The sequence below is a fragment of the Georgenia sp. Z1491 genome, assembly GCF_049856175.1.
GTDB lineage: Bacteria > Actinomycetota > Actinomycetes > Actinomycetales > Actinomycetaceae > JB111.
In genome coordinates this window covers 17,636-40,614 of sequence record NZ_JBNDNA010000021.1, presented here as the reverse complement: position 1 = coordinate 40,614, position 22,979 = coordinate 17,636, and the positions used below count along the sequence as shown (strand labels likewise).

The 22,979-nt window shown below is 73.6% G+C and carries 21 protein-coding genes and 2 tRNA genes; 8 read left to right on the top strand and 15 right to left on the bottom strand.

The features are described 5' to 3' along the window. Positions 1–28: 28 nt before the first annotated feature. Together ACPYO4_RS15310 and ACPYO4_RS15305 are read left to right on the top strand one after the other, a co-directional pair. Positions 29–265: a SemiSWEET family sugar transporter gene (locus ACPYO4_RS15310; RefSeq protein WP_425710118.1), complete on the top strand. Its 237-nt coding sequence runs from the start codon at positions 29–31 to the stop codon at positions 263–265. Positions 266–623: 358 nt separating this feature from the next. Continuing rightward, entirely contained in the window at positions 624–794 is a 171-nt protein-coding gene (locus ACPYO4_RS15305; protein WP_425710117.1) for a helix-turn-helix domain-containing protein, read from the top strand. Between the two features lie 227 nt (positions 795–1,021). Here ACPYO4_RS15305 and ACPYO4_RS15300 read toward each other — a convergent pair. Both ACPYO4_RS15300 and ACPYO4_RS15295 read right to left on the bottom strand, forming a co-directional pair. Then, positions 1,022–1,110 (bottom strand) — tRNA-Ser (locus ACPYO4_RS15300). 86 nt (positions 1,111–1,196) lie between these two features. Further along, a tRNA-Ser gene (locus ACPYO4_RS15295) sits at positions 1,197–1,279 on the bottom strand. Between the two features lie 113 nt (positions 1,280–1,392). Here ACPYO4_RS15295 and ACPYO4_RS15290 point away from each other — a divergent pair. Then, complete coding sequence (locus ACPYO4_RS15290; protein ID WP_425710116.1) at positions 1,393–2,361, top strand: NAD(P)H-quinone oxidoreductase; 969 nt, start codon at positions 1,393–1,395, stop codon at positions 2,359–2,361. A gap of 93 nt (positions 2,362–2,454) precedes the next feature. On the opposite strand, the gene ACPYO4_RS15285 is transcribed toward ACPYO4_RS15290, so the two are convergent. From ACPYO4_RS15285 to serS, 6 genes are all read right to left on the bottom strand, one after another. Then, complete coding sequence (locus ACPYO4_RS15285) at positions 2,455–3,915, bottom strand: ABC transporter substrate-binding protein (RefSeq protein ID WP_425710115.1); 1,461 nt, start codon at positions 3,913–3,915, stop codon at positions 2,455–2,457. 149 nt (positions 3,916–4,064) lie between these two features. Then, on the bottom strand, positions 4,065–5,072 hold the full coding sequence (locus tag ACPYO4_RS15280; protein WP_425710114.1) for a carbohydrate ABC transporter permease: 1,008 nt from the start codon (positions 5,070–5,072) through the stop codon (positions 4,065–4,067). Then, positions 5,069–6,430 carry an ABC transporter permease subunit gene (locus ACPYO4_RS15275; protein ID WP_425710113.1) on the bottom strand — a complete coding sequence of 454 codons (1,362 nt, stop codon included), beginning with the start codon at positions 6,428–6,430 and terminating at the stop codon, positions 5,069–5,071. The genes ACPYO4_RS15280 and ACPYO4_RS15275 overlap by 4 nt, the downstream gene beginning before the upstream one ends. 4 nt (positions 6,431–6,434) lie before the next feature. Next, a complete protein-coding gene (locus ACPYO4_RS15270) occupies positions 6,435–7,832 on the bottom strand; it encodes an ABC transporter substrate-binding protein (protein WP_425710112.1) in 1,398 nt (465 codons plus the stop codon). 230 nt (positions 7,833–8,062) lie between these two features. Further along, a complete protein-coding gene (locus tag ACPYO4_RS15265; protein ID WP_425710111.1) occupies positions 8,063–9,388 on the bottom strand; it encodes an HAD hydrolase family protein in 1,326 nt (441 codons plus the stop codon). Then, positions 9,385–10,659 (bottom strand): serine--tRNA ligase, encoded by a 1,275-nt coding sequence (serS, locus tag ACPYO4_RS15260; protein WP_425710110.1) that lies wholly within the window; start codon positions 10,657–10,659, stop codon positions 9,385–9,387. Before serS ends, ACPYO4_RS15265 begins: the two co-directional genes overlap by 4 nt. Positions 10,660–10,796: 137 nt before the next feature. Here serS and ACPYO4_RS15255 point away from each other — a divergent pair, with 137 nt between their 5' ends. Both ACPYO4_RS15255 and ACPYO4_RS15250 read left to right on the top strand, forming a co-directional pair. Further along, positions 10,797–11,111, top strand: a complete 315-nt coding sequence (locus ACPYO4_RS15255) for a YbjQ family protein (protein WP_425710109.1) — start codon at positions 10,797–10,799, stop codon at positions 11,109–11,111. Positions 11,112–11,196: 85 nt separating this feature from the next. Next, positions 11,197–12,447, top strand: coding sequence for a diacylglycerol/lipid kinase family protein (locus tag ACPYO4_RS15250; protein ID WP_425710108.1), 1,251 nt, complete (start codon positions 11,197–11,199; stop codon positions 12,445–12,447). 24 nt (positions 12,448–12,471) lie between these two features. Here the strand turns inward: ACPYO4_RS15250 and ACPYO4_RS15245 are convergent, their stop codons facing one another. After that, complete coding sequence (locus tag ACPYO4_RS15245) at positions 12,472–12,879, bottom strand: TOBE domain-containing protein (RefSeq protein WP_425710107.1); 408 nt, start codon at positions 12,877–12,879, stop codon at positions 12,472–12,474. A 160-nt stretch (positions 12,880–13,039) separates the two neighbouring features. Between ACPYO4_RS15245 and ACPYO4_RS15240 the strand changes: the two genes are divergently transcribed. Next, the gene (locus ACPYO4_RS15240; protein WP_425710106.1) at positions 13,040–13,861 is read left to right on the top strand and encodes a ParA family protein; all 822 of its coding nucleotides are present in this window, start codon (positions 13,040–13,042) and stop codon (positions 13,859–13,861) included. 75 nt (positions 13,862–13,936) lie between these two features. Here ACPYO4_RS15240 and pheA read toward each other — a convergent pair whose 3' ends face one another. Then, the gene (gene pheA, locus ACPYO4_RS15235) at positions 13,937–14,866 is read right to left on the bottom strand and encodes a prephenate dehydratase (RefSeq protein WP_425710105.1); all 930 of its coding nucleotides are present in this window, start codon (positions 14,864–14,866) and stop codon (positions 13,937–13,939) included. Between the two features lie 119 nt (positions 14,867–14,985). Here pheA and ACPYO4_RS15230 point away from each other — a divergent pair, with 119 nt between their 5' ends. Next, on the top strand, positions 14,986–17,340 hold the full coding sequence (locus tag ACPYO4_RS15230; protein ID WP_425710104.1) for a hypothetical protein: 2,355 nt from the start codon (positions 14,986–14,988) through the stop codon (positions 17,338–17,340). A gap of 56 nt (positions 17,341–17,396) precedes the next feature. Here ACPYO4_RS15230 and ACPYO4_RS15225 read toward each other — a convergent pair whose 3' ends face one another. The 5 genes from ACPYO4_RS15225 to ACPYO4_RS15205 all read right to left on the bottom strand — a co-directional run bounded on the left by ACPYO4_RS15225 (position 17,397) and on the right by ACPYO4_RS15205 (position 21,619). Then, positions 17,397–18,263 carry a sulfite exporter TauE/SafE family protein gene (locus ACPYO4_RS15225; RefSeq protein WP_425710103.1) on the bottom strand — a complete coding sequence of 289 codons (867 nt, stop codon included), beginning with the start codon at positions 18,261–18,263 and terminating at the stop codon, positions 17,397–17,399. A gap of 116 nt (positions 18,264–18,379) precedes the next feature. Further along, positions 18,380–19,351 carry a glycosyltransferase gene (locus ACPYO4_RS15220; RefSeq protein ID WP_425710102.1) on the bottom strand — a complete coding sequence of 324 codons (972 nt, stop codon included), beginning with the start codon at positions 19,349–19,351 and terminating at the stop codon, positions 18,380–18,382. A gap of 159 nt (positions 19,352–19,510) precedes the next feature. Next, entirely contained in the window at positions 19,511–20,386 is an 876-nt protein-coding gene (locus ACPYO4_RS15215) for a DUF5926 family protein (RefSeq protein WP_425710101.1), read from the bottom strand. A 56-nt stretch (positions 20,387–20,442) separates the two neighbouring features. Further along, the gene (locus ACPYO4_RS15210) at positions 20,443–20,790 is read right to left on the bottom strand and encodes a rhodanese-like domain-containing protein (RefSeq protein ID WP_425710100.1); all 348 of its coding nucleotides are present in this window, start codon (positions 20,788–20,790) and stop codon (positions 20,443–20,445) included. A 76-nt stretch (positions 20,791–20,866) separates the two neighbouring features. After that, entirely contained in the window at positions 20,867–21,619 is a 753-nt protein-coding gene (locus ACPYO4_RS15205; protein ID WP_425710099.1) for an AraC family transcriptional regulator, read from the bottom strand. A 54-nt stretch (positions 21,620–21,673) separates the two neighbouring features. On the opposite strand from ACPYO4_RS15205, the gene ACPYO4_RS15200 reads away from it, so the two are divergent. Next, a complete protein-coding gene (locus ACPYO4_RS15200; protein ID WP_425710098.1) occupies positions 21,674–22,966 on the top strand; it encodes an MFS transporter in 1,293 nt (430 codons plus the stop codon). The last annotated feature ends 13 nt before the right edge of the window (positions 22,967–22,979 follow it).

The following is a 22,979-nucleotide window of genomic DNA, read 5'->3' as shown; positions in this document are numbered from 1 at the left end:
CCTTACACAGACAACTTGACAGGCTCCGATCGCCCCGACTCTGCAGATTCACAGGATGCTGCGAACTCGGTCCGCCGACGATGTATCACTCGGCTATTTCGCCCTGCTCATCCCGGGCTTCCTGCTGTGGGCCTTCTACGGACTGGCCCGGCACGACTGGCCGCTCGTCATCCCCAACACGGTAGCCACGGCCGTGGCACTCGTGACCATCGCCGTTGCGGCCCAACTCAAGAGGAGCAGCGCGCAAGCCGAACCGGACGTCTGAGTCGCACCTCTCGACCGCGAACGGACCCGGCAGGGCAGTCCGGTCGGCCCGAAGCGATTGACCATGCGGATCAGAATCGGCGCGACCTCCTCTGCCAGACGCGCGACAGCCTGGCAGGCTCCGGACGGGAGCGAGATCAATGTCCGAGCTCAACCGCCCTGACGCCCGCGCACTCCTACCGACGGAGAAACGGCCGGACCCCCGCATCCGGGGATCCAGCCGTTCACGAGTCGCTGTCTCACGAGTTCCTCGAGTGGAGCTAGGGGTGTCTGGTTCCAGGACATCGTGAACGGGTGTCCCCAGACATCGTGAACGACTGCCCCCTGTCGGGATCGGATGTCCCACGACATCGTGAACGGTGGCGAAGTACGAGGTCCTCATCAAAGCGGTCACCGTCCAGAAGCTCTCCTACGGGCAGGTCGCTGCCCGCTACGGGGTGTCGAAGTCCCTCGTCCACAAACTCCACCACCGCTGGCTCACCGAGGGCGAGGCCGCCTACCAGCCCCGCTCACGCCGACCACGCACCTGAGCGCGCCGAGTCGTCGAGAGGGCGCCACTGTTCATCTGACAGGCCGTCCGGATGCACTTCGGCGCCCTCTCGACACGCCTCGCGCAGCAATAACGGGGCGCCGCGGCCCTCGCAGAGCTCACCCCCGGGCTTCAGCCGCGGCCGGCCACCGGCCACCAACGAAAAAACGGCTGAACCCCCGACACCGGGGGTTCAGCCGTTCTCGATGTCCTGGGACATCACACACGCGGAGACGGTGGGATTTGAACCCACGAACGGGTTACCCCGTTACATCCTTAGCAGGGATGCGCACTAGGCCTGACTATGCGACGTCTCCAGATGCAGCGTCCAGGGTACCCGGACACCCGCGACCGTTCCAAAGCAGAGGGCACGCCGGACGCGCGAGACTCGTCACCACCGCCGCGGAGGGTAAGGGATTCGAACCCTTGGTGGTTTCCCACAACGGTTTTCAAGACCGTCACATTCGGCCGCTCTGTCAACCCTCCTCGCCCGGCACCGCCGGGCCTGCGGCCCGCCCCCGAGCGGGCCGCGGACCATCCTACGATCCGGTCGATCCGGTTCCGCCACATCTCGTGAGCGCCTGGGGCACGATGGGCGGATGGACGCCATCACTGTCACCGACGACGGCCGGCTCGAGCTCGTCGACACCCCCGACCCGGTCCCCGGTGCGGGCGAGGTCCTCGTCGACGTCGTCGCCGCCGGCGTCAACCGCGCCGACCTCCTCCAGGTGCGGGGCGGCCACCAGCCGCCCGAGGGCGAGTCCGACGTGCTCGGCCTCGAGTGCTCGGGCACGATCAGCGTGCTCGGCGACCACGTCGAGGGCTGGCAGGTCGGGGACCGGGTGTGCGCGCTGCTCGCCGGCGGCGGCTACGGGACGAAGGCGGTCTTGCCGGTGGGGCAGCTGCTCAGGGTCCCCGACTCCGTCGACCTCGTCGACGCGGCCGCGCTGCCCGAGTCGGTGTGCACGGCCTGGACCAACATGGTCGAGCAGGGCCACCTCGCGCCGTCGCAGACCGTGCTCGTGCACGGTGGGTCGGGCGGCGTCGGCACGATCGCCATCCAGCTCGCCCACACCTACGGCTCGCGCGTCGTCACCACCGCGGGCGGGCCGGAGCGGACGGCCCGCTGCATTGAGCTCGGCGCGGACGTCGCCGTCGACCACCGCTCCGACGACGTGGCGGACCAGATCCTGGGCGCGACCGACGGCCGCGGGGTCGATGTCGTGCTCGACGTCCTGGGTGCCGGCGGCCTCGAGCTCAACATCTCGGTCCTCGCCGAGCGCGGGCGCATCATGGTCATCGGCGTCCTCGACGGCGCGACCGGGCCCATCGACCTCGGCGCGCTGCTCGCCCGGTCCGGCACGATCAGCGCCCTCAAGCTGCGCACCCGCTCCCGCGCGTCGAAGGCGGCACTCATCGACGACGTCCGCGAGCGCGTGTGGCCATGGGTCGCCGACGGCCGGGTCGTGCCCGTGATCGCCGAGCGGATCCCGCTCGCCGAGGCCGGGCGCGCCCACGAGGTGATGGCGGCCGGCGGCGCGTTCGGGAAGATCCTGCTCACCGTCTGACCGGGCGGTAGGACGGCGCCACGCCGCACGGGACCGGGACACGCACGGCCCGACGACGACGGACGGCGGCGTCTGGGCGCCCCCGCGCCCGCGTCAGTACCCGTAGACGTCGAGGGCCGCGTCCTCCAGCGCCTGTGCGGTGGCCTCCGGGTCGGAGGGGTCGTCGTAGAAGTCGGACAGGATCGGCCACAGCCCCTCGAGCTGGTTCGACCCGAAGTCGGGCGCCATGAGGCCGGACATGTCGAGGCGGAACACCTCGGCGTCGACGATCTGTTGGGCGAGCTCTCGCGACACGTCGTCGTCGTAGAGGTCGAGGTCTGCCTGCCGGTTCGGTGCGGGCGAACCGCCGAGCTCGATCCAGGTGTTCGCCGCCTCGGGCGAGGCGAGGTAGCGCATGAGCTCGGCCGTCCCCTGCTCCTCGTCGAACGCGACCGCACCGGCCGCGTCCCCCACGACCGACGGGGCCGAGCCTTCGATCGCGGGCCAGGGGTAGAACCGGGCGTCCTCGCCGACCACCGCGTCGGTCTGCCCGACGATCGAGTCGGCCACGATCTCCCCGCCGACCAGCGTGGCGGCGCTCGGCTCGTCGCCGAAGACGTTCTCCACGCTGTCCGGGTAGGTGCGGTCGGCGCCGCCCTCGAGCACGATCTCCTCGTCGCTCCACAGCTCGCCGAGGAGCTCGAGGGTGTCGACCACGCTCGGGTCGGTCCACGGGATCTCCCGCGCCACCAGCTGGTCGTAGGCCTCCGGGCCGGCCACCCGGAGGTACGCGTTCTCGAACCAGTCCGTCAGCGTCCAGCCGAGGTCGACGGCGACCGCCAGCCCCGCGACGCCCGTCCCGGAGACCGTTCGCAGCGCCTCGCCGAGCTCCTCCCACGTCTCGGGAGCCTCGACGCCGGCCTCGGCATAGGCGGCGGTGTCGTACCAGAACAGGGAGTTCGTCGAGGCCTCGAGCCAGACGGCGTAGACCTCGTCGTCGACGGAGCCCAGGTCGATCCACGTCTGCGCGTAGCTCTCCTCGACGCTCGCGAGCGTCTCCTCGCGCAGCGGCACGATGCTGCCGTCCTCGGCCAGCGCCTCGACGAGCCCCCGGTCGCCGACGAACGAGATGTTCGGCGGCCTGCCGTTGTCCAGGCTCTCGGTGATCGCGAGAACCGGGTTGCCGCCGAGGCCCAGCTGGTCGACGCGGGCCCCGGTGGCCTCCTCGAACGCGACGACGACCTCGTCGAAGCGGTCGCGCTCGTGGCCGGTCCAGGGGGTCGCGACCTCGACGGTCTGTCCGGACAGGTCGGCGTACCCCTCGAGCTCGGGCAGCTCGACGTCCTCGGGGACCGGCGGGCCGTCCGAGCCGGCCTCCGGCGGGCCCGACGACGGGGCCTCGGCGGGGCCCGCCGCGTCCGGCTCGTCGGCCGTGCCTGGGTCCTCCGCGGTGCCCTGCTCCTCGGAGGTGTCCTCGGCGTCGTCGGCACTCCCGCCGCACGCCGCCAGCAGCGTCGCCGCGGCCAGTCCCGCGGCGAGCGCCGCACCTCGACGTCGCCTCGTGCTCCGTGCCATCGTCCGCCCTTCCGCGCGCCCCCTCTCCCGGGAGCGCCACGCCATCGTAGGGCGAGCCGGGCACGAGGCCGACGACGCGTCCGACCGCCCCGGGGCGCGGAACGTCACGACGCGTCCGCCGCCCCCGGGGCACGGAGCCGGAGCGGCCGCTACTTCTGGGACCCCGCCATGAGCGCGCTGACGAAGTACCGCTGGAAGGCGAAGAACACGATGAGCGGCACGATCATCGACAGGAAAGCGCCCGCGGAGAGCACGTCCATGTTCGACGAGAACTGCCGCAGCTGGGACTGCAGGGCCACGGTGATGGGCTGGCTCTGCGGGGAGGCGAACAGCAGGGCGACGAGCATGTCGTTCCAGGACCACAGGAACTGGAAGATCGCGAGCGAGGCGATCGACGGCATCGCCAGCGGCAGGGCGATGCGCACGAAGATCCGCATCTCGCTCGCCCCGTCGATCCGTGCGGCCTCGAGCATCTCGTTGGGGATCTGCATGAAGAAGTTGCGCAGCAGGAACACCGCGAACGGCAGCCCGAAGGCGGTGTGGAACAGGACTACGGCCGTGACGGAGCCGAAGATCCCGATGTCGCCGAACAGGCGGGCCAGCGGGATGAACGCCACCTGCAGCGGCACCGCCATGAACGCGATGATGACGATGAGCAGCCAGTCCCGCCCCGGGAACCGCACCCACGCGAGCGCGTAGCCCGCCATCGCGCCCAGGCCCACCACGAGCAGGGTGGACGGGACCACGATGAGCACCGTGTTCCACAGGGACGACATGATCCAGTCGGCCTGGAGCAGGCCCCGGTAGTTGTCGATCGAGAACTGGGACAGGTCGAGGAACCCCGCCCACCAGCCGGACTGGGCGTTGGCCTGCGAGCTGCGCAGCGAGGAGAAGAACAGGCCCACGGTCGGCACGAGCCAGACCAGCGCCACGACGACGAGGACCACGTTGACGATGCCGCGGCCCAGGAACCGCGTGACGCGCGAGCCCCCGCCGGGACGTGATCCGGGCGGGGTGGCGGGCGGCAGCGGGGCGCCGCCGCCGCTCCCGGGGGCACCGCCGCTTCCGCCGGAACCGCTGCCGGGTCCGCCCACGTCGGCACGGTCGTCGCGGTCCGGACCGTCCACGGGCGGCGTGGTGCCGACGACGGCCGTCATGCCTGACCTCCTCGGCGGAAGTTGCGGATGTTGAGCAGGATCGCGGGCAGCACGAGCAGCAGCAGGAAGATCGCGAGCGCCGAGCCGAGCCCCTGGTTGTTGCCGCCGCCGAAGGACACGGTCCACATGCGCGTGGCGATGACGTCGGCTGCGGGTTTCGACACCCCGGGCGGGATGACGTAGACGAGGTCGAAGATCTTCAGCACGTTGATGACGAGCGTGACCATGACGACCATGAGCACCGGCGCCAGCTGCGGCACGGTGATCTTGCGGAAGACCTGCCACTCGTTGGCGCCGTCGGTGCGGGCGGCCTCGAGCAGGGAGCGGTCGACCGAGGACAGCCCGGACGCGATCATCACCATGGCGAACCCGGCCCAGATCCACACGTAGGCGAGGATCGTCACCGGCGTGATGAGGCCCGGACCGAGCCAGTCGATGCCGGCGGCGCCGGGGGCGAAGCTCGTGGCCGGGAGCGTGAGCGTGTACTCAGCCCCGGGATCGAGGCCCTCGACGACGAAGGTCCCGTCGTCCTGGGTGACCGCGGTGCCGACCTCGGCCCCGGAGGCGTCGGTGAGCACCACGTCGATGCCGCCGAGGCCCGGCTTGCCGTCGCCGACCTCGCCGTTCGTCCCGCCGCCGCCGACGATGAAGTCGAACCAGATCGTTCCGGTGACCTGGTCCGCGCCCGGGGCGGGTGCCGTCACGGCGTCGACGGCGTCGTCGGGCCGGCTCTCCTCGGAGATGCCGACAAGTGGGACCTCGACGACGGACCCCGCGGCGATCTCCTCGGTCGAGGTCATCTCACCGGTCTCCTCGAGCGCGACCGGGCCCTCGGGCCGCGGCCGCGCATCGGGGTAGGACGTGGACTCGGCGCCGACCATCTCCTGCACGGAGACGATGACGGCGTTGGCCAGGCCGATGTCCGGGTTCTGCTGGAAGACCGAGCGGAAGATGACGCCGGCGGCGAGCATGGAGATCGCCATCGGCATGAAGATGATGAGCTTGAACGCCGTCTGCCAGCGGATGCGCTCCATGAGCACCGCGAAGACGAGGCCGAGCACCGTGCACACCGCCGGCGCGACGAGCACCCAGATCGCGTTGTTGCGCAGCGCCCGGAAGGTCTGCGGGTCGGTGAACATGTCGACGTAGTTGCCCAGGCCGACGAAGGTGTCGCCGGAGGCGTCGAACAGGCCCCGGGTGATCGAGTAGACGATGGGGTAGGCGACCAGGGCCCCCAGGACGAGGACCGCCGGCCCGAGCAGGATGACAAGGACCAGCCACTGCCGGGACCCCGAACGGGGGGCGCGCCGTGCGCGCCCCCCGCGAGGTTCGGCCGCGGTGGTCTCGGCCGAGGTCACGTCGTCAGCCGCCGTACGCGGCGGCCGCTGCGTCCTCGAGGGCCTGGGCCGTGGCCTCCGGGTCCGACGGGTCGGTGTAGAACTCGATGAGGATCTGCCACATGCCCTCGCCCTCGGTACCGCCGAAGGCGGACGGCGCGAGGTCGGACAGGTCGAACCGGAACACCTCGGCGTCGACGAGGTTCTGCGCGATCTCCAGGGAGATCTCGTCCGGGTAGAGGTCGAGGTCCGCGTTCTGGTTCGGCGAGGTGAAGCCGCCGAGCTCGATCCAGATGTTCGCGGCCTCCGGGGAGGCGAGGTAGCGCATGAGCTCGGACGTGGCCTCGTTCTCGTCGAACGCGACCGCGACGTTGCCGGCGCCCATGACGGACGGGGCGGAGTCGTTCATCGTCGGCCAGGGGTAGAACAGGGCGTCCTCGCCGACGACGGCCTCGGTCTGGTCGGCGATGTTGCCGGCCACGAAGTCTCCCTCGAAGACGGTGCCGGCCTCCGGCGGGTCGGAGAACACCGAGGTGACCGAGTCGGGGAACGACCGCTGGCCGCCGCCCTCGAGCAGGAGCGCGTCGTTGCTCCACACCTCGGCGAGGGTCTCCAGCGCCTCGACGACGCTGGGGTCCGTCCAGGGGATCTCGTGGTCGGCGAGCTGGTCGTACATCTCCGGGCCCGCGGTGCGCAGGTAGACGTTCTCGAACCAGTCGGTCAGCGGCCAGCCGACGTCGGCGCCCACGGACAGGCCCGGCACGCCGGAGTCCGACACGAGCTGGAGGGTGGAGACGAAGTCCTCCCAGGTCTCGGGCACCTCGGCGCCCGCATCCTCGTAGACCTGCGTGTTGTACCAGATGGTCGACTTGTTGGCGGCCTTGAACCAGACGCCGTAGACCTCGCCGTCGACCGAGCCGAGGTCGATCCACGTCTCCGCGTAGTTCTCCTCGACGGCGGCGAGCGTGTCCTCCGACAGCGGCACGATGTTGCCGTCGGCAGCGAGCTGGTCCATGAGCCCGGGCTGCGGGATGAGCGCGAGGTTCGGCGGGTTGCCGCCCTCGACCCGGGTGCCGATCGTCGTCGCCACGTTGTTGCCGTAGGACTCGTAGGTGACCTCGGCGCCGGTCGCCTCCTCGAAGGCGTCCAGGACGATCTCGAAGTTCTCCTGCTCCGCGCCGGACCAGTCCGACGCCACGACGAGCGTCTCGCCGCCGAGGTCCGCGTAGCCCTCGAGCTCGGGCAGCTCGGCGCCGCCGCCGTCACCGCTGTCACCGCCGTCGGAGCCGTTCTCGGACGACCCGTCGTCGCCGGTGTCCTCCGAGTCGTCGTCCGCACCGCCACCGCAGGCCGCGAGCATCGCTGCCGCGGTCAGACCCGCGACGACCGCCATGCTGCGGCGTCGCCCCATGCCTCGTGCCATTGTTCGCCCTCCTTGGCCAACCGGTGATGCACACCATGATCCCGGTCAGCGTAGGCCTCGGGCGCTGCATCGGAGGCCATCTCGATGTCTCGAACCAGTCACGGCCCGGGGAGGTCGCGGGGAGCGCCCGAGGGGGCGCCGGCAGGTCCGAGGGACCGGAGTCAGCGGGCGGTGCGCCGGGGGCGACGGACCGAGGTCAGCGGGCGGTGCGCAGGTCCGGCGGACCGACGTCAGCGGGAGGAGCGGCGGGGTCGGGCGAGGAGGTCCAGCAGGTCGGCGAGCCCGTCGGCCTCGACCGGGCCGACCTCGGCCCGGGCGTAGGACTTGACCTCGGCGCGGGCCCCGCCCATCGCGACCCCGAGCCCGGCCCAGGAGAGCATCTCGACGTCGTTCGAACCGTCCCCCGCGCCGACCGTCGCCGTGGTCTCGACCTCGAGGAGGTCGCGGACGCGTTCGAGAGCGGTCGCCTTGGAGATGCCCTCCGGGGCGACGTCGACCCACGACGACCAGCCGATCGCGTAGGTCACCGACTGCATGCCGGCCGAGTGGACGGCCTCCTGGAACGTCTGCGCGTCGAGGTGCGCGGCCCGCACCGTGAGCCGGGTGACCTCGCGCGAGCACAGGTCCTCGAAGTCGACGAGCTCCCACTCCCCGCCGAGCTCGCCGGGTGGGAAGGGCGAGGACAGGCGAAAGCCCGTGCCGACGTCCTCGACGGCGAACACCCCGTCCGGGATCGCCCGGTGCAGGGCGCGCAGGGCCGGCTCCGGGTCGAACGTGACGACGTGGTCGAGCTCGTACCCGTCGGGCGCGTCCTCGTCGAGCCGCACCGTGACGGCGCCGTTGGAGGAGATCGCGTACCGGCTGTTGAGGCGCAGCTGGCGGGCCACGGGGACGGTCGCGAACACCGAGCGTCCGGTCGCCAGCATGACGTGGGTGCCGGTGTCCTGCAGCGCCGCGACGGACTCGGCGACGCGCGGGGACAGGGTCGTGTCGTGGTGGAGGATCGTCCCGTCGATGTCGAGCGCCACGAGGAGCTCCGGCCCCGCCTCGGGCAGCGCGGACACGGCCTCGACCAGCGGGTGGGGGCGCGGGCGTCGACGCACCACCGACCGCGCCCAGGAGGCGGCCCTGGTCAGCGCGGCCCCGACGGCGGGGGCGGTCCGACCTCCCGGACGGCGCTCACCACCGACGGCAGGATCGTCGTCGGGGGCCTCGTCGGGGACGTCGGTCCCGTTCTCGAGGTCGGGGTCCGCGGGCCCGGCCTCGTGCGCGTCGGGCTCGAGGTCGGCCTCGTCGACGTCGAGGTCCGTGCCGTCGAGGTCCTCCTCGCCGTCGACGAGGTCGGCGTCGGCCTCCTCGTCGACCACCGTGGCGCCGGCCGGCCCGAGGTCGCTCCCGCCGTCGGCCCGGGTGACGCCGTCGGCCCGGGTCTCGCCGTCGGTCCGGGTACCTCCTGCCTGGTCCTGCTCGACCGGCAGCGTGTCCGCCCCGGCGTCGAGGATCGCGTGGTCCCCGGCGGGCGTGGCGACGAGGGCCTCGTCGTCGCGGGGAGTCACGCAGCCACCGGCGTGAGGACCTCGCGACCCCCGAGGTAGGGACGCAGCGCCGCGGGCACGTGGACCGAGCCGTCGGCCTGCTGGTGGTTCTCCAGCAGAGCGACGATCCACCGGGTCGTGGCGAGGGTGCCGTTGAGGGTGGCGACCGGCGTCGTGCCCGTCTCCCCGCGCTCGCGGGTACCCAGGCGGCGGGCCTGGAAGGTCGTGCAGTTCGACGTCGACGTGACCTCCATCCAGCGCTCCTGGCTGGGCAGCCACGCCTCGCAGTCGAACTTGCGGGCAGCGGACTGCCCGAGGTCCCCGGCCGCGGTGTCGATGATCCGGTAGGGCAGCTCCACGGCGTCGAGCATCTCCCGCTCGAGCTCGAGCAGCGCGGCGTGCTCCTCGGCGGCGTCCTCGGCGTGGACGTAGGAGAACATCTCGAGCTTGTTGAACTGGTGGACCCGGATGATGCCCCGGGTGTCCTTGCCGTAGGAGCCGGCCTCCCGGCGGTAGCAGGTCGACCAGCCCGCGTACCTCAGCGGGCCCGCGGAGACGTCGACGATCTCGTCCGCGTGGTAGCCGGCCAGCGCCACCTCGGAGGTGCCCGTCAGGTACAGGTCGTCCGCGGGCAGGTGGTAGATCTCGTCGGCGTGGGCACCGAGGAATCCGGTGCCGGCCATGATCTGCGGGCCGACCAGCGTCGGCGTGGTCATGAGCGTGAAGCCGGCCTCCTCGGCGCGGTCCGCCGCGCGGGTGAGGAGCGCGAGCTCGAGGCGCGCACCGATGCCCGTGAGGTAGTAGAACCGCGCGCCGGACACCTTGGTGCCGCGACGCACGTCGATCGCGCGCAGCGACTCCCCGATGTCGAGGTGGTCGCGCACGGTCACGCCCTCGGCGGCCAGGTCCCGCGGGGTGCCCACGTGCTCGAGGACCTCGTAGTCGTCCTCGCCGCCGGCGGGCACGCCCGGCGCCACGATGTTCGGCATCTGCCACAGGAGCTCGTCCGCGGCGGCAGCGGCGGCGTCGGCGCGCTCCTGCGCGGCGGAGACCTCCGCGGCCATCTCCTTGGCGCGCGCCAGGATCGCGGGCCGCTCCTCGGGCGAGGCCTTCCCGACGCCCCGGGAGAACTCCTTGTGCTCCGCGCGCATCGACTCGAACTCACCGAGCGTGCTGCGACGCGCCTGGTCCGCCTCGAGGATCCGGTCGACGAGACCCGGATCCGCACCTCGGGACACCTGGCTGTCGCGCGCGGTCTGGGGGTCCTCGCGCAGGGCACGCACATCGATCATGCCCCGAGCCTATGCCGGACCGGGAACACCTCCCCGCCCTGGACCCTGCCGTGGTGTCGCGAGCGGTGCCAGGATGTCCGGCGGACCGCGTGCGGCCCGTCCGTCCATCCGTCCCACCGAGGCACGAGGGGTGTCCCATGATCGTCACCACCACAGCGACCATCCAGAACGCGAACATCGCGGAGTACATCCGCGTCGTCGCCGGGGAGACGGTCGTCGGCATCAACATGTTCAAGGACATCGGGGCCGGGTTCCGCAACCTCGTGGGCGGCCGCTCCGAGGGCTACGAGCGCGAGATCGGTGGCGCCCGCGAGTCCGCGCTCGGGGAGATGGTCCAGCGTGCGATCGAGCTCGGCGCGAACGGGGTCGTCGGTGTCGACATCGACTACGAGTCGGTCGGCCAGGGGATGATGATGGTGACCGCCTCCGGGACCGCCGTGCGCATCGCCTGATCCTCGTCGGGCGACGGGAGGCACGCGCCCACCGCCGCGCCGCACCGTGCGCTCCGGGCTACCGTGAGGTGTGCCCTCGGAATGGTTGATCGTCCTGGTCGTCGCGCTCGTCGTCGCGCTGCCCACCCTCCTCGTCACGGTCTCCGTCGCGCGCAGGCGCGGCGCGCTCGAGCGGGAGTCGGCCGCCGCGAACGCGGAGGCAGCTCGGCTGCTGGACGAGGAGCGGGCCGCCCGGGAGGAGGCCGCGGCGAGGGCCGGCCGCCCCGTCCCGCCGCCGGTCGCCGTCGTCGTCAACCCCTCGAAGAACGTCGATCCCGACGAGCTGCGCCGGCACTTCCAGGAGGCCGCCCGGCGCGAGGGGCGTGCCGAGCCTCTCTGGTACGAGACGACCGCCGACGACCCGGGACGCGGCCAGGCCACCGAGGCGTTGCGCGCCGGGGCGAGCACGATCGTCGCCGCAGGCGGTGACGGGACCGTCCGGGCGGTCGCGGAGATCCTCGCCGGCACCGGCACCCCGATGGGCGTGATCCCGCTCGGCACGGGCAACCTGCTCGCCCGCAACCTCGGCCTGCCGCTGGAGGACACCGACCAGCTCGTGCGGATCGCGACCTCGGAGGAGCCGCGCCCGGTCGACGTCGGCTGGCTGCGGGTCGAGGACGCGGGGCGGGACCGCTCGGGCGACGCCGAGGGGATCCTTGCAGACGAGGCGGACGCCGGCCGCGACGGCTGGCACGCGTTCACCGTCATCGCGGGGCTCGGGTTCGACGCCGACATGGTCCGCGAGACCGGCGACGAGCTGAAGTCGCGGATCGGCTGGGCCGCCTACTTCGTGGGCGGCGTGAAGAACATGGTGAAGTCGCGCCTGAAGGTCTCGGTCACGGTCGACGACGCCGCGCCCGAGGACCTCAAGGTCCGCACCGTCATGCTCGCCAACTGCGGGCTGCTGCCCGGCAACCTCGTCCTCTCCCCGGACTCGCGCTTCGACGACGGAGTGCTCGAGGTCGTGACGGTCGACACGCGCTTCGGCCTCGTCGGCTGGGCGAACCTCGGCCTGTCGGTCCTCGCCCAGCGGGCCGGCCGGCGGCGGACGGGCGACCTGCCCGGCAGCGAGCTGCTGTTCAAGCCCGCGCGTCGCATCCGGGTCGCGGCCCAGGACACCGCACACGTCCAGCTCGACGGCGACCTGCTGAGCACCTCGGGGGCGATCGAGGTGCGGGTCGAGCAGGGGGCGCTGCAGATGCGCTACCCGGTCCCGGCCGACCGCCTGCAGACGCGCGAGGGAGAGCACGTGCCGGGCGAGCCGGCCGAACGACACCCCGAGAAGCTCGACGAGTGAGCGGGTTCCTGCCCGGCTCAGGCCTCAGGTGCCCGTGCCCTCGATGGAGACGTTGGTGGCCTTGACGACCGCGGTCGCGGGGGAGCCCACCACGAGCCCGAGCTGATCGACGGCCTCGGTCGAGAGGAGGGACACGACCCGGTAGGCGCCGCACTGAAGCTCGACCTGGCTCATCACCTGGTCGGAGACGACGCGCGTGACGATGCCCGTGAGGTGGTTCCGGGACGACCGGCGGTCGATACCGTCGTCGAGGGAGTCCACGGACTTCTCGCTCGCGAGCTCCTGCGCAAGGGCGGCGACCGACGCGCCGTCGACGGAGCGCCTGCCGCCGTCGTCGACGACCTCGAGGCGACCCTGGTCGACCCAGCGACGCACGGTGTCGTCGGAGACCCCGAGAAGATCGGCCACGGCGCGGATCCGGATGTGCGGCATGAGCAGATGCTAGTTCGCGCACCTGCGGAAACTTCGGGGATCATCATCGACGAGTGAGCGGACTCCTGCCCGACGACTGACCGAGATTCCTCCCCATGGGTGAGCTCCTGTCCCCCCGCCGGGGGACTCGCGCCGCCCGCGCGGTCGATAGCGTGACTCCATGACGGCGACGACGACCCCCAGGTCAGGCCGCCAGGTCCTGGCCGTGTCTCACTCGGGCACGACCTCCTTCGGCGCGACGACGGCGGTCGCGCTCGCGCTCGAGGCCGCCCGCTCCGACCTCACCGTCCTCCTCGTGGACCTCTCCCCCGACGGCGAGGCCACGCGCTGGCTCCAGGCCGCCCCCTGGGAGAAGGGACAGGACGTCGGCGCGATCCTCGACGACCGCTACCCGCTCGGGTGGGCCCGCTCGCTCTCGGTCCCCACCCGCGACCACGCCGGGCTCAAGCTGCTCCCGGCGTCGTCGGGGCCCTCGAGGGAGCCCCGCGCCGGGGCCGGTCCGCAGCTGCGCCACGCCCTGACGACGGCCGACGAGTTCGACGTCGTCGTCATCGACTGCGGCCGGATCCGGTCGGGCGCGCGGTTCGTCGCGGCGCTGAACGCTGCCACGGACGTCATCGTCACGACGTCGGGCTCCCCCGGCGACGTTGCCGAGGTCGGCGACATCCTCACGAGCGTGGACAGGTACCAGACGCTCGTCGGGGACGACGCCGGACCGGACCTGGTGCGCCTGCGTGGGGTCGTGGTGGGCGCGCCGGTTCGCGGCTCCGGACCCGACGCGTCGACGGTCGCCGACCTCGCGGCCGCCACCGGCTGGTCGGAGCTCGCGCTGTCTCCCGTCGTCCCGGCGCTCCCGACCGAGGACGGGACTCCCTCGAGCCGGCAGCGCCCGTTCGGCATCTGGAAGGCGGACAGCGAGCTCGCGCGGCACTACTCACGGCTGGCCGCTCAGCTGATCGACGCCCATCCGCAAGCCGAGTAGACGCTCACCCGGCAGGCAGAAGTCCGCTCACTCGCCACGTCGGACAGGCAGAAGTCGGCTCACTCGCCAAATGGGTCAGAAGGCGGTGCCGTCCGCGAGGGCCGACACCCAGGCCCGCGCCTCGTGGAACTCCTGGTCCGACGTGCCGCGGGCGAGCACCGGGCGGCGCTGGTCGGCGCGCGGGTAGGAGCCGAGGAAGCGCACCACGGGGCAGACGCGGCGCAGGCCGAGCAGCGCGGCCTTGACCCGCTCGTCGGTCACGTGCCCCTCGGCGTCGATGGAGAAGGCGTACCGGCCGATGGCGTCCCGGATCGGGCGCGACTCGATGCGGGAGAGGTTGACCCCGCGCGCGGCGAACTGCTCGAGCATGGTGAGCAGGGCGCCGGCCTCGTCGTCGGGCAGGTGGACGAGCAGGGTCGTCTTGTCGGCGCCGGTCGGCGGGGGCGGCGCGACGAGGCGGGAGACGGCGATGAAGCGGGTGACGGCCTGGCGGTTGTCCCCGACGTCGTGGGCGAGCACCGGCACCTCGTACCGACGGCCGGCCAGCGGGGAGACGATGCCCGCGTCGAAACCGGGCTCGCCCTCGTCCGCGAGCATCCCCGCGGCGGCAGCCGTGGAGGTCGCGGGGACGTGCACCGCGCCGGGCAGGTGCTCGGCGACCCAGCCGCGGCACTGCGCCCACGCATGCGGGTGGGTGGCGATCCGGCGCACGTCGGCCAGCTCGGTCCCCTCGCGCGCGATCAGGTCGAACTGGATCGGCACGAGCATCTCCGCGACGACGACGAGCGGCTCCTCGCCCGCCACCAGCGAGTCGATGGTCGCGTTCACGCCGCCCTCGACGGAGTTCTCGATCGGCACGACCGCCCGGTCGAACCGGCCCTCGCGCACCGCGGTGAGCGCGCCGGGGACGTCGGTGCTCGGCTCGGCGACGTCGGCCGGGTCGAGGATCTGGTTGAGGGCCTCCTCGGTGAACGTGCCCTCGGGGCCCAGGTAGGTGTAGCGCACCGGCCGAGCCTATCCGCGACCGACCCCCGCGTGACGGGTCCCGCACCTGCCGGACGGCCGACGGCACGTACCCTCGGACGCATGTCTTCCGGCCCGATCCACCCACGGCCGGTCCTCGCGTGAGGCGCGACGACCGGAGGCGCTCCGACCGGCGCCGCACGGTCATGCTGGTGCTCGGCGTCCTCGTGATGATCGCGATGGTCAGCCCGTTCATCCTGCCTCTGCTGGCCAACGGCGCCACCGGCGCTCCGGCCGGGTCCGCGACCACGACCGCGGTCGGCGACCCCCGCACGGCCGGGCCCGACGACGACGCCCCGGTGGTCCTCCTCGGCACCGGCGGGCTCACCTGGCGGAACATCGACGCCGAGGGCACGCCGCGGATCGCCGAGCTCGTCGCCGAGGGGTACTCGGCCAACCTCGTGGTGCGCTCCGTCGGCTCGACGACGTGCCGGACCGACGGCTGGCTCGCCGTCTCTGCGGGGCAGCGGGCGTCCGGCGAGCGCGACGGCGGCGACTGCGTCCCGCCGGCCGAGGTCCCGGCCGGCTCCGGCCAGGACTGGTCCGTGGTCGGCTGGTCGGACTACGTGGACAACGCGCGGGCAGATCGCTTCGACGCCGTCCCCGGCACGCTGGGCGCAGCCCTCGCCGAGGCGGGCCGCAGCCCGGTCGCGATCGGCCCAGGTGCTGCCGTGGCCCTCGCCGAGCCGGACGGCTCGGTCGCCGACGCGCGCCCCGCACCCGAGGACGACGACGCGCTCGCAGAGGAGGTGGCCGCCGCTCTCGCGGACGGCGCGGACGTCGTCGTCGTCGACCTCGACCCCGCCGAGGCGACCGGCCGCGTCCCGGACGGCGAACGCGACTACTTCGGCCTCCCCACCCCTGCGCTCGACCGCCGCGTGGGCGCCGTCGTCGACGCGATCGAGGAGAGCGGCACAGACCCGACGGTCCTGCTCGCCTCCCTCTACGACGGCACGCGCAGCTCCAGTCTCCAGGCACTGACGATCGCCGGCGCGGACGACGGCTCCGGCCTCGCCACCTCCCCGGCCACCCGGACCGACGGCATGGTCCAGGCCCCCGACCTCCTGCCGACCGTCCTGTCCCTGCTCGACGTCGAACGACCGGGCGGGCTCGTGGGCTCCCCGATCGTCACCCGCCAGGTCGAGGACGACCCGGAGGCGCGGGCGGACGGCCTGCGCGACGTGGGACTGCGGGCAGCCGCGGTCGCGCCGCTGGTCTCGCCGGCGGTGCTGTGGCTGGTCGGGCTCAACATCGCCCTGGGCGCGGCGGCCCTCGTCGGGCTCAACCGCCGGGTCCTGGCAGCGCTGGGTGGCACGGAGCGGGCGAGGCGCACGGTCCTGCGGGTCCTGCGCAGCGCGGCACTGGTCGTGGCCTCCCTTCCGTTCGCCCTCATCGCCTCCTCCGTGCTGCCGTGGTGGCGCGCCGGCGAGCCGGGCCTGGCGCTCGCGGGCGCGACCCTGGGTGGCGCCGTCCTGCTCGCCGTGGTCGCCGGCGCCGGGCCGTGGCGGCGATCGATCGTGGGCCCCCTGGCGGTCGTGTCCGGGGCGACGGCGGTCGTCATCGCCGCCGACGTCATCGGCGGCTCGCACCTGTTCCTCGGGTCCGTGCTGGGGACCCAGCCGCAGATCGGCGCGCGCTACTACGGCATGTCGAACCACTACTTCACCCTGTTCGCGACCGCCTCGCTCGTGCTCGCGGCGACCCTCGCGCAGGCGCTCGTCGCCCGCGGGCGGATACGGGTCGCGGCCGTCTCGGCGCTGGTGATCGGCGCGGTCGCCACGGTGATCGACGGCTGGCCGGCGATCGGCGCCGACTTCGGCGGGCCTCCCGCGATGATCCCCGCGTTCGTCGTGCTCGCGCTGCTCGTGGCGCGCGTCCGGCTGACCTGGCCGCGGATCCTGGTCATCGGTGTGGTGACGGTCGTGGTGGTCGGGGGCGTCTCGCTGCTGGACTGGCTGCGCCCCCCGGACGAGCGCTCGCACCTGGGCCGCTTCTTCGCCACCGTCCTCGACGGCGGTGCGTTCGACGTCATCTGGCGCAAGCTCGGCCGCAACCTCGAGATCCTGGTGTCCTCGCCCTTCACGGTGATGGCCGCGGTGGGGGCGATCGTCGTCGTCGTGCTCGTGGCCCGTCCGCTGCGGCGACCGGACACGGCGGCGACCTCGGACTACGGGTGGCTCGTGCGCCGCCCGGCCGAGCCCGCGGTCGGCGACCGCCCCGCGGCCGACGCGCGCGCCCTGCCGGAGGCGGCCCTCGTGCTGCGACCGGCCGCGGTGTCGCTGGTGATCCTGTGGGTGATCGGGTTCGCCGTCAACGACTCCGGGATCGTCATCCCGGCACTGGGCATCGCGCTCGTCGTGCCGCTCACGCTCGTGCTGCTCACGTCCTGGCTGCTCGAGCGGCCCCGGCACGGCCCCCTGCCCGAGGAGCCGGCCCGGGTGAGCGCCACCACCTGAGGTCCTGCCCGGGTGAGCGCCACCGCCTGAGGTCCTGCCCGGGCGGACCGCTCGCGTCAGCCGGTGAGCAGCGCGGGCAGCGCGCGCGAGGCCGTGAGCACCGCGACCACGGCGAGCAGCGCCGCGAAGATCCCCGTGAGCACGGTGGTGGAGGCCCGGGTCGAGAGCCGGGCGCCGAGCTGGCCGGCGATCGTCGAGGCGAGGGCGAACGCGAGGACCGGCGGCCAGTCGAGCTCGATGCCCTGCGGGACGCGGGCGATCAGGCCGGCCGCCGAGTTGACGGTGATGACGAGCAGCGAGGTCCCGACGGCGTCACGCACCGGATAGCCGAGAGCGAGCACCAGGGCGGGGATCGCCGCAAAACCCCCGCCGACGCCGAAGAGCCCCGTGAGCAGGCCGACGAGCGCCGCGAGCCCGACGAGCACGAGGACTCCTCGCCGCACCCCCTCGGCCCCGGCGACCGCCCCGGCGACCGCCCCGGTGGCCGCCTCGGTGGCCAGCTCGGGAGCCGCCTCGGGGGCCGCCTCCGAGGCTTCCTCCGGGGATGCCGAACGACGCTCCGTCGTCGCGCGGCGGGCCATGAGGACGGCGACGCCGAGGAGCAGCACCGAGAACGCGGCCATGAGGACGGGGCCGTCGACGAGGTGGGCGAGCCACGCACCACCCACGGCCGCGACCGCGCCGACGGCCCCGAAGACGAGCCCGCCGCGCAGCCGCACGTGGCCGCGCCGCGCGTGCGGGACGAGCGTGACCAGGGAGGTGGCCCCGACGATGACGAGCGAGGCGGTCGCCGCCGCGTGCGGGTCGAACCCGACGAGGTAGACCAGCGCCGGGACCGTGAGCACTCCCCCGCCGGCCCCCAGCGTGCCGACGACGACGCCGACGAGCACACCGATCGCCGCCGCGAGGACGAGGGTCTCCACGGGCGTCCCCTATCGGAGCGTCGCGCGAGGCCCGCGGCCGCGACCCGCGCGGCCGCGGAGCTCGCTGCGCGACCCGCCGCACCGGACCCCGCCGCGGCAGACAACGCGGCCCGGGGTCACGCGGGCGAGTGGGCCGACCCCGCGGAGTCGGGCGACTCGGGGGTCTCCGCCGTGGGCTCGCCTGCCGGATCCTGCGCCGCCGGTCCGGTGAGCGCCGCGTCGCCGCGCTTCCCGCCGGCCTCCCGGGCGTCGACCCGCCCCGCGTCCACGGGCGTGGCGTCGTCGGGGGGCTCGTCGGGACGCCGGGGTGCCCACGCGCGGTAGGGCTCGCCGGGCTGCTGGTCGTCCGCCTCGGCGCTGCGCCGGCTCATCGGCACGTTGTGCCTCCGGGAGACGCGACCGGCGACGGCCATCGCGACGTCGCGGTACTGGCGCATGCGGTGCATGCGCCCGGCGATGTCCCGCCCGGTGGGGCGGTGGCTGACGTCGCAGGGGATCTCCTGGACGGTGAGCCCGGCGACGAGCAGGTCGATCGTCATGCCCACCTCGACGCCCCAGCCGCGCGCGAGCGGCTGCGCGGTCTCGTAGGCGCGGCGGGTGAGGCACCGCTGCCCGGACAGCGGCTGGGCGCTGACGAACCCGGTGGCGGACTCGATGGCGGCGCGCGCCATCCGCACCACGCGACCGCGGCCGCCGGAGCCTTTCTGGGGCGGCAGGACGGCGACCGCCAGGTCCGTCTCGCCGGCGAGGACGGCCTCGACGAGCGGGGACAGCCCGACGGCGGAGTCCTGCAGGTCGGCATCGACGAAGAGCAGCGCCCGGGCCGGGGCGTCGGGCAGGTCCCGCATCGACACGACCGATGCACCCGTCTCCATCGCGGACGCCTTGCCGCGGTTGACGGAGTGGCGGACCACGACGGCGCCGGCCGCGCGTGCCACGTGCTGGGTGTCGTCCGTCGACCCGTCGTCGACGACGAGGACGAGATCGACGTGCGGGATCGCCCGGCAGGCACGGATGGTGGCAGCGATGTGTGTGCCCTCGTCCTTGGCAGGGACGACCACCGCCACCCGCCTGGAGTCCTGCGCCACAGCCTTAGCCTAACCAGGTTGCACGCCACGGTCCGTGACCTGTCCGCGAACGGGCGGCCCGGCGAGCCGTGCGGGGAGGCGGGGCCCCCGCGCAAGGGGCGCCGACGGTATGTCTGCTCGTCGTGCAGGTGACCGGTCGGCGGTGTCCCCGGCGGTGCGTCAGCGCAGGGAGACCTGGCGGCTGACGAGGCCGGCCCGGGCGCGACGCGCGTCGGGGTCGAGCGGCTCCTCGATCGCGAGCGCGGCGTCGAGGCGCGCGCCGAGGTCGGCCAGCGGGCGGGCGATCTGGTCCGCCTCGGTGCCCTCGGCGAGCTCCCACACGGGCACGAGCAGCCCGCACGTGCGGAAGGCGCCGACGAACCGGGTGCCCTCCTCGATCGCGGACTCGCGCGCGGCGTGCAGGCGGGCGAGGGCGTCGAAGACGGCCTCGGGGTCCTCGGGGCGGACCCACCGGACGAACTCGCGGCCCATCCGGCACCAGTAGGCCGAGCCCGCGGAGTCGATGTGCACGGTGGGCACGATCTGCTCGGCGCTGTCCTTGACGGCCTGGGCCACGTCGGCCTCGCCGCGCTGCTCGTCGGAGAGCCAGTACGCGAAGTCCTCGTGGACGGTGACCACGGGCTCGACGCCCGGGTCGAGGATGTCCTGCAGGCGCGGGCCGGGCTCCGGCAGTCCGCCGACGGGCAGGGGCTGGCCGGGCTCGAGCTCGAGGGCCCGCAGGAGCGCGTGCGCCACGTCCCGGGAGGCGTCCCCGGAGCTGCTCGCGGTCTGCATGCCGACGAGGATCGTGCCGTCCTCGCGGCGCAGGGCCGGGGCGAGGTCCGGCAGCAGGCTGGCGATGAGGACGTCCGCCCCGCCGTGGTCGGCGGTCGTGCGGACGGGGATCGTCGCGGCGGGGACGATCTCGCGCATCGCCACGAGGTCGGTCTCCGCGGCCAGCCCCTCGAAGGGCCGCTCGACGTACTCCGCCTTCGGCGGGCGCACCCGCGTCGGCCGCTCCTGCTGGCGCGCGCGGCGCCTCGATGCCTTACCCATGACAGGCAAGCCTAGTTGCGCCGCGGCCAGGGGTGCGCCCGGGCCGCGGCGCAGCGTCACATGATCTCGGGCACGGAGCCGTCGGAGGCGACGATCTCACGGCCGGCGGCGGCCCAACCGGTCATCCCGCCGTCGACGTTCCAGGCGTCGTAGCCGGACTGGTTGAGCCACTGCGCGGCGCGGGCTGAGCGTCCGCCGGTGCGGCAGATGACGAGGATGTCGTCGTCGCCGAGCTCGTCCGCCCGCTCGGTGAGCTCGCCGAGCGGGATGTGGACCGCGCCGGGGGCGTGGCCGGCCTCCCACTCGTCGTCCTCCCGGACGTCGAGGAGCGTGTAGCCCTCCGGGATGGTCTGGCCGGGAAGGTCGGCGATCGTGATGGTGCTGGGTGCGTCGGGGATGGGCATGTCTCCAGCCTTCCTGGCCCTGCGCCGTCCGTCCAGTGCTGTCCGCGCGGAGGTGAACCGGCCGGCGGGGGCGCACCTACCGGTAGACCGATCCCGGGGTGCGGCCAAGAGCGGCCCGGAAGACCGTGATGAACGCGCTCGGCGTCGCGTAGCCGCAGTCGGCCGCCACCCGGGTGACGGAGCGCCCCTGGGCGAGCAGGAGGTTCGCCCGGTGCAGGCGCACCTGGTGGCGCCAGGTCGTGAAGCTCATCCCGAGCTCGCTGCTAAAGAGCCTCGAGAGCGTGCGCTCGCCGGCACCGACCTCTCGCGCGACGTCGGACAGGCTCGGGCCCTCCGCCAGCCGCTCCTCGACGACCTGCGCGACCCGCCGGAGCCGCTCGTCGCGGAGGACTGGGACCACGGTGGGGGCCTCCCGGGCCGGCAGGACCTGGTCCGCGAGGACGGACAGCAGCCGGCGCTCGGCCGGTGTCTCGGCGCGCCCCTGCTCCGAGCAGGCGACGAGGAGCTCGCGCACGAGCGGCGTGACGACCACGAGGGACGGGGCGGGGTCGTCGGGGTGGTTCACGGACGTCTGCGTCGGCGTCGGCATGCCGACCATCCGCACGGTGGTGGCCCCGTGGACCCGCCAGGTGTGCGCGGTCCCGCCGGGGACCAGGACGGCGCGGGTGGGCGGCGTGAACCACGTGCCCTCTGCGGTGAGCACCTCCAGCACGCCGGTGCTCGCGCTGATGAGCTGCGGGCCGTCGTGGCGGTGGAGGTCGACGCCCGCGCCGCCGGGCAGGTGCCGCACCTCGGTGGGCGCCTCCGGGTGATGGCGGATTCTCGACACAAGTTGGCACACTAGCGAAGGTGCGCAATGCCGTACGCGCCTCAGGGTGGGGGCATGACCTCCGTCGTCCCGACCCGGGCGCGCCGCTCGGCCCGCCTCCTCGCCTACTCCCACGCGACGGTCGACCTCTACCAGGGGGCCGTCGCCGCCCTGGTGCCCTTCCTCGTGCTCGAGCGCGGCTACAGCTACGCGGCGTCGGCCGGCATCGTGCTCGCCTTCTCGCTGTCCTCCTCCGTGGTGCAGCCGATCTTCGGGGCGCTGGGCGACCGGTGGCGGATGCCGTGGCTGATCCCGGTGAGCATCCTGCTGGCCGGCCTGGGCATCGGGGCCGTGTCGGTCTCGGAGTACTTCTGGGTCACGGCGACCGTGGTGGGGGTGTCCGGCGTCGGGGTGGCCGCCTTCCACCCGGCGGCTGCCGGGCGGGCCCGGGAGCTGGCGCGGGACGACCACGTGGTGATGGCGTGGTTCTCGCTCGGCGGGAACATCGGCTTCGCCGCGGGGCCGCTGGTCGTGGCTCCGACGATCGGGCTCCTCGGCCTGGCCGCGAGCCCGCTCCTGGTGGTCCCTGCGCTCACCGGCGTCGTGGCGGTCGCGCTCGCCGGGCGACGACGCGCCCGGCCGTCCGCGGTCGGCGGTGCGGCGTCCACGCGGCCCCGTGGGCGGGACGACTGGTCGGCGTTCGGACGCCTGTCGGTCGCCATCGTCTGCCGCTCGATCGTGTTCGTCGGGCTCGGCTCGTTCCTCGTGCTGTTCATGGGGCGGCACGAGGGGGTGGGTGAGGCGGCCGCGGCGGCGTCGTTGTTCGTGTTCTACGCCGGCGGTGCGTTCGGGACAGCCATCGGCGGCCACCTCGCCCGCCGATGGCCACGCACCTCGATCCTGCGCGGGGCGTACCTCGCGGCCGTGCCCCTGCTCGCCGGGCTGCTCCTCGTCCCGGGCCCGGCAGCGTTCCTGCTCGTCCCGCTCGTGTCCGTGGCGCTGTACGTGCCGTTCTCCCTGCACGTGAGCCTCGGTCAGGACTACCTGCCCCGCCACATGGGGACGGCCAATGGGGTCACGCTCGGGCTGGCCGTGTCGATCGGCGGGCTCGCCTCCCCCGCGATCGGCGCCCTCGCGGACCGGGTCGGCCTTCAGCAGGCGCTGCTGCCGATGATCGCCCTCCCGGCGATCGCCGCGCTCGCCCTCGTCAGACTGCGGGATCCCCGGTCGGCGACGGCCGGCGACGCCGGAGGCCGGGCACCGGGAGGCGACGGGGGTCCGCCATCGGCGGACGGCACAGGCAGGTCACCGGACGACGCCGGAGCGGACACCGGGGCCCCGCCGGGACGTGCCGACGCACGCGCCTGACCCGTGCGCGGCG

Coding starts and splice junctions, on each gene's coding strand:
- ACPYO4_RS15290 (WP_425710116.1), top strand. CDS start 1,393: ATGGACGCCATCACTGTCACCGACGACGGCCGGCTCGAGCTCGTCGAC.
- ACPYO4_RS15285 (WP_425710115.1), bottom strand. CDS start 3,915: ATGGCACGGAGCACGAGGCGACGTCGAGGTGCGGCGCTCGCCGCGGGA.
- ACPYO4_RS15280 (WP_425710114.1), bottom strand. CDS start 5,072: ATGACGGCCGTCGTCGGCACCACGCCGCCCGTGGACGGTCCGGACCGC.
- ACPYO4_RS15270 (WP_425710112.1), bottom strand. CDS start 7,832: ATGGCACGAGGCATGGGGCGACGCCGCAGCATGGCGGTCGTCGCGGGT.
- serS (WP_425710110.1), bottom strand. CDS start 10,659: ATGATCGATGTGCGTGCCCTGCGCGAGGACCCCCAGACCGCGCGCGAC.
- ACPYO4_RS15255 (WP_425710109.1), top strand. CDS start 10,797: ATGATCGTCACCACCACAGCGACCATCCAGAACGCGAACATCGCGGAG.
- ACPYO4_RS15245 (WP_425710107.1), bottom strand. CDS start 12,879: ATGCCGCACATCCGGATCCGCGCCGTGGCCGATCTTCTCGGGGTCTCC.
- ACPYO4_RS15240 (WP_425710106.1), top strand. CDS start 13,040: ATGACGGCGACGACGACCCCCAGGTCAGGCCGCCAGGTCCTGGCCGTG.
- ACPYO4_RS15215 (WP_425710101.1), bottom strand. CDS start 20,386: ATGGGTAAGGCATCGAGGCGCCGCGCGCGCCAGCAGGAGCGGCCGACG.
- ACPYO4_RS15210 (WP_425710100.1), bottom strand. CDS start 20,790: ATGCCCATCCCCGACGCACCCAGCACCATCACGATCGCCGACCTTCCC.
- ACPYO4_RS15200 (WP_425710098.1), top strand. CDS start 21,674: ATGACCTCCGTCGTCCCGACCCGGGCGCGCCGCTCGGCCCGCCTCCTC.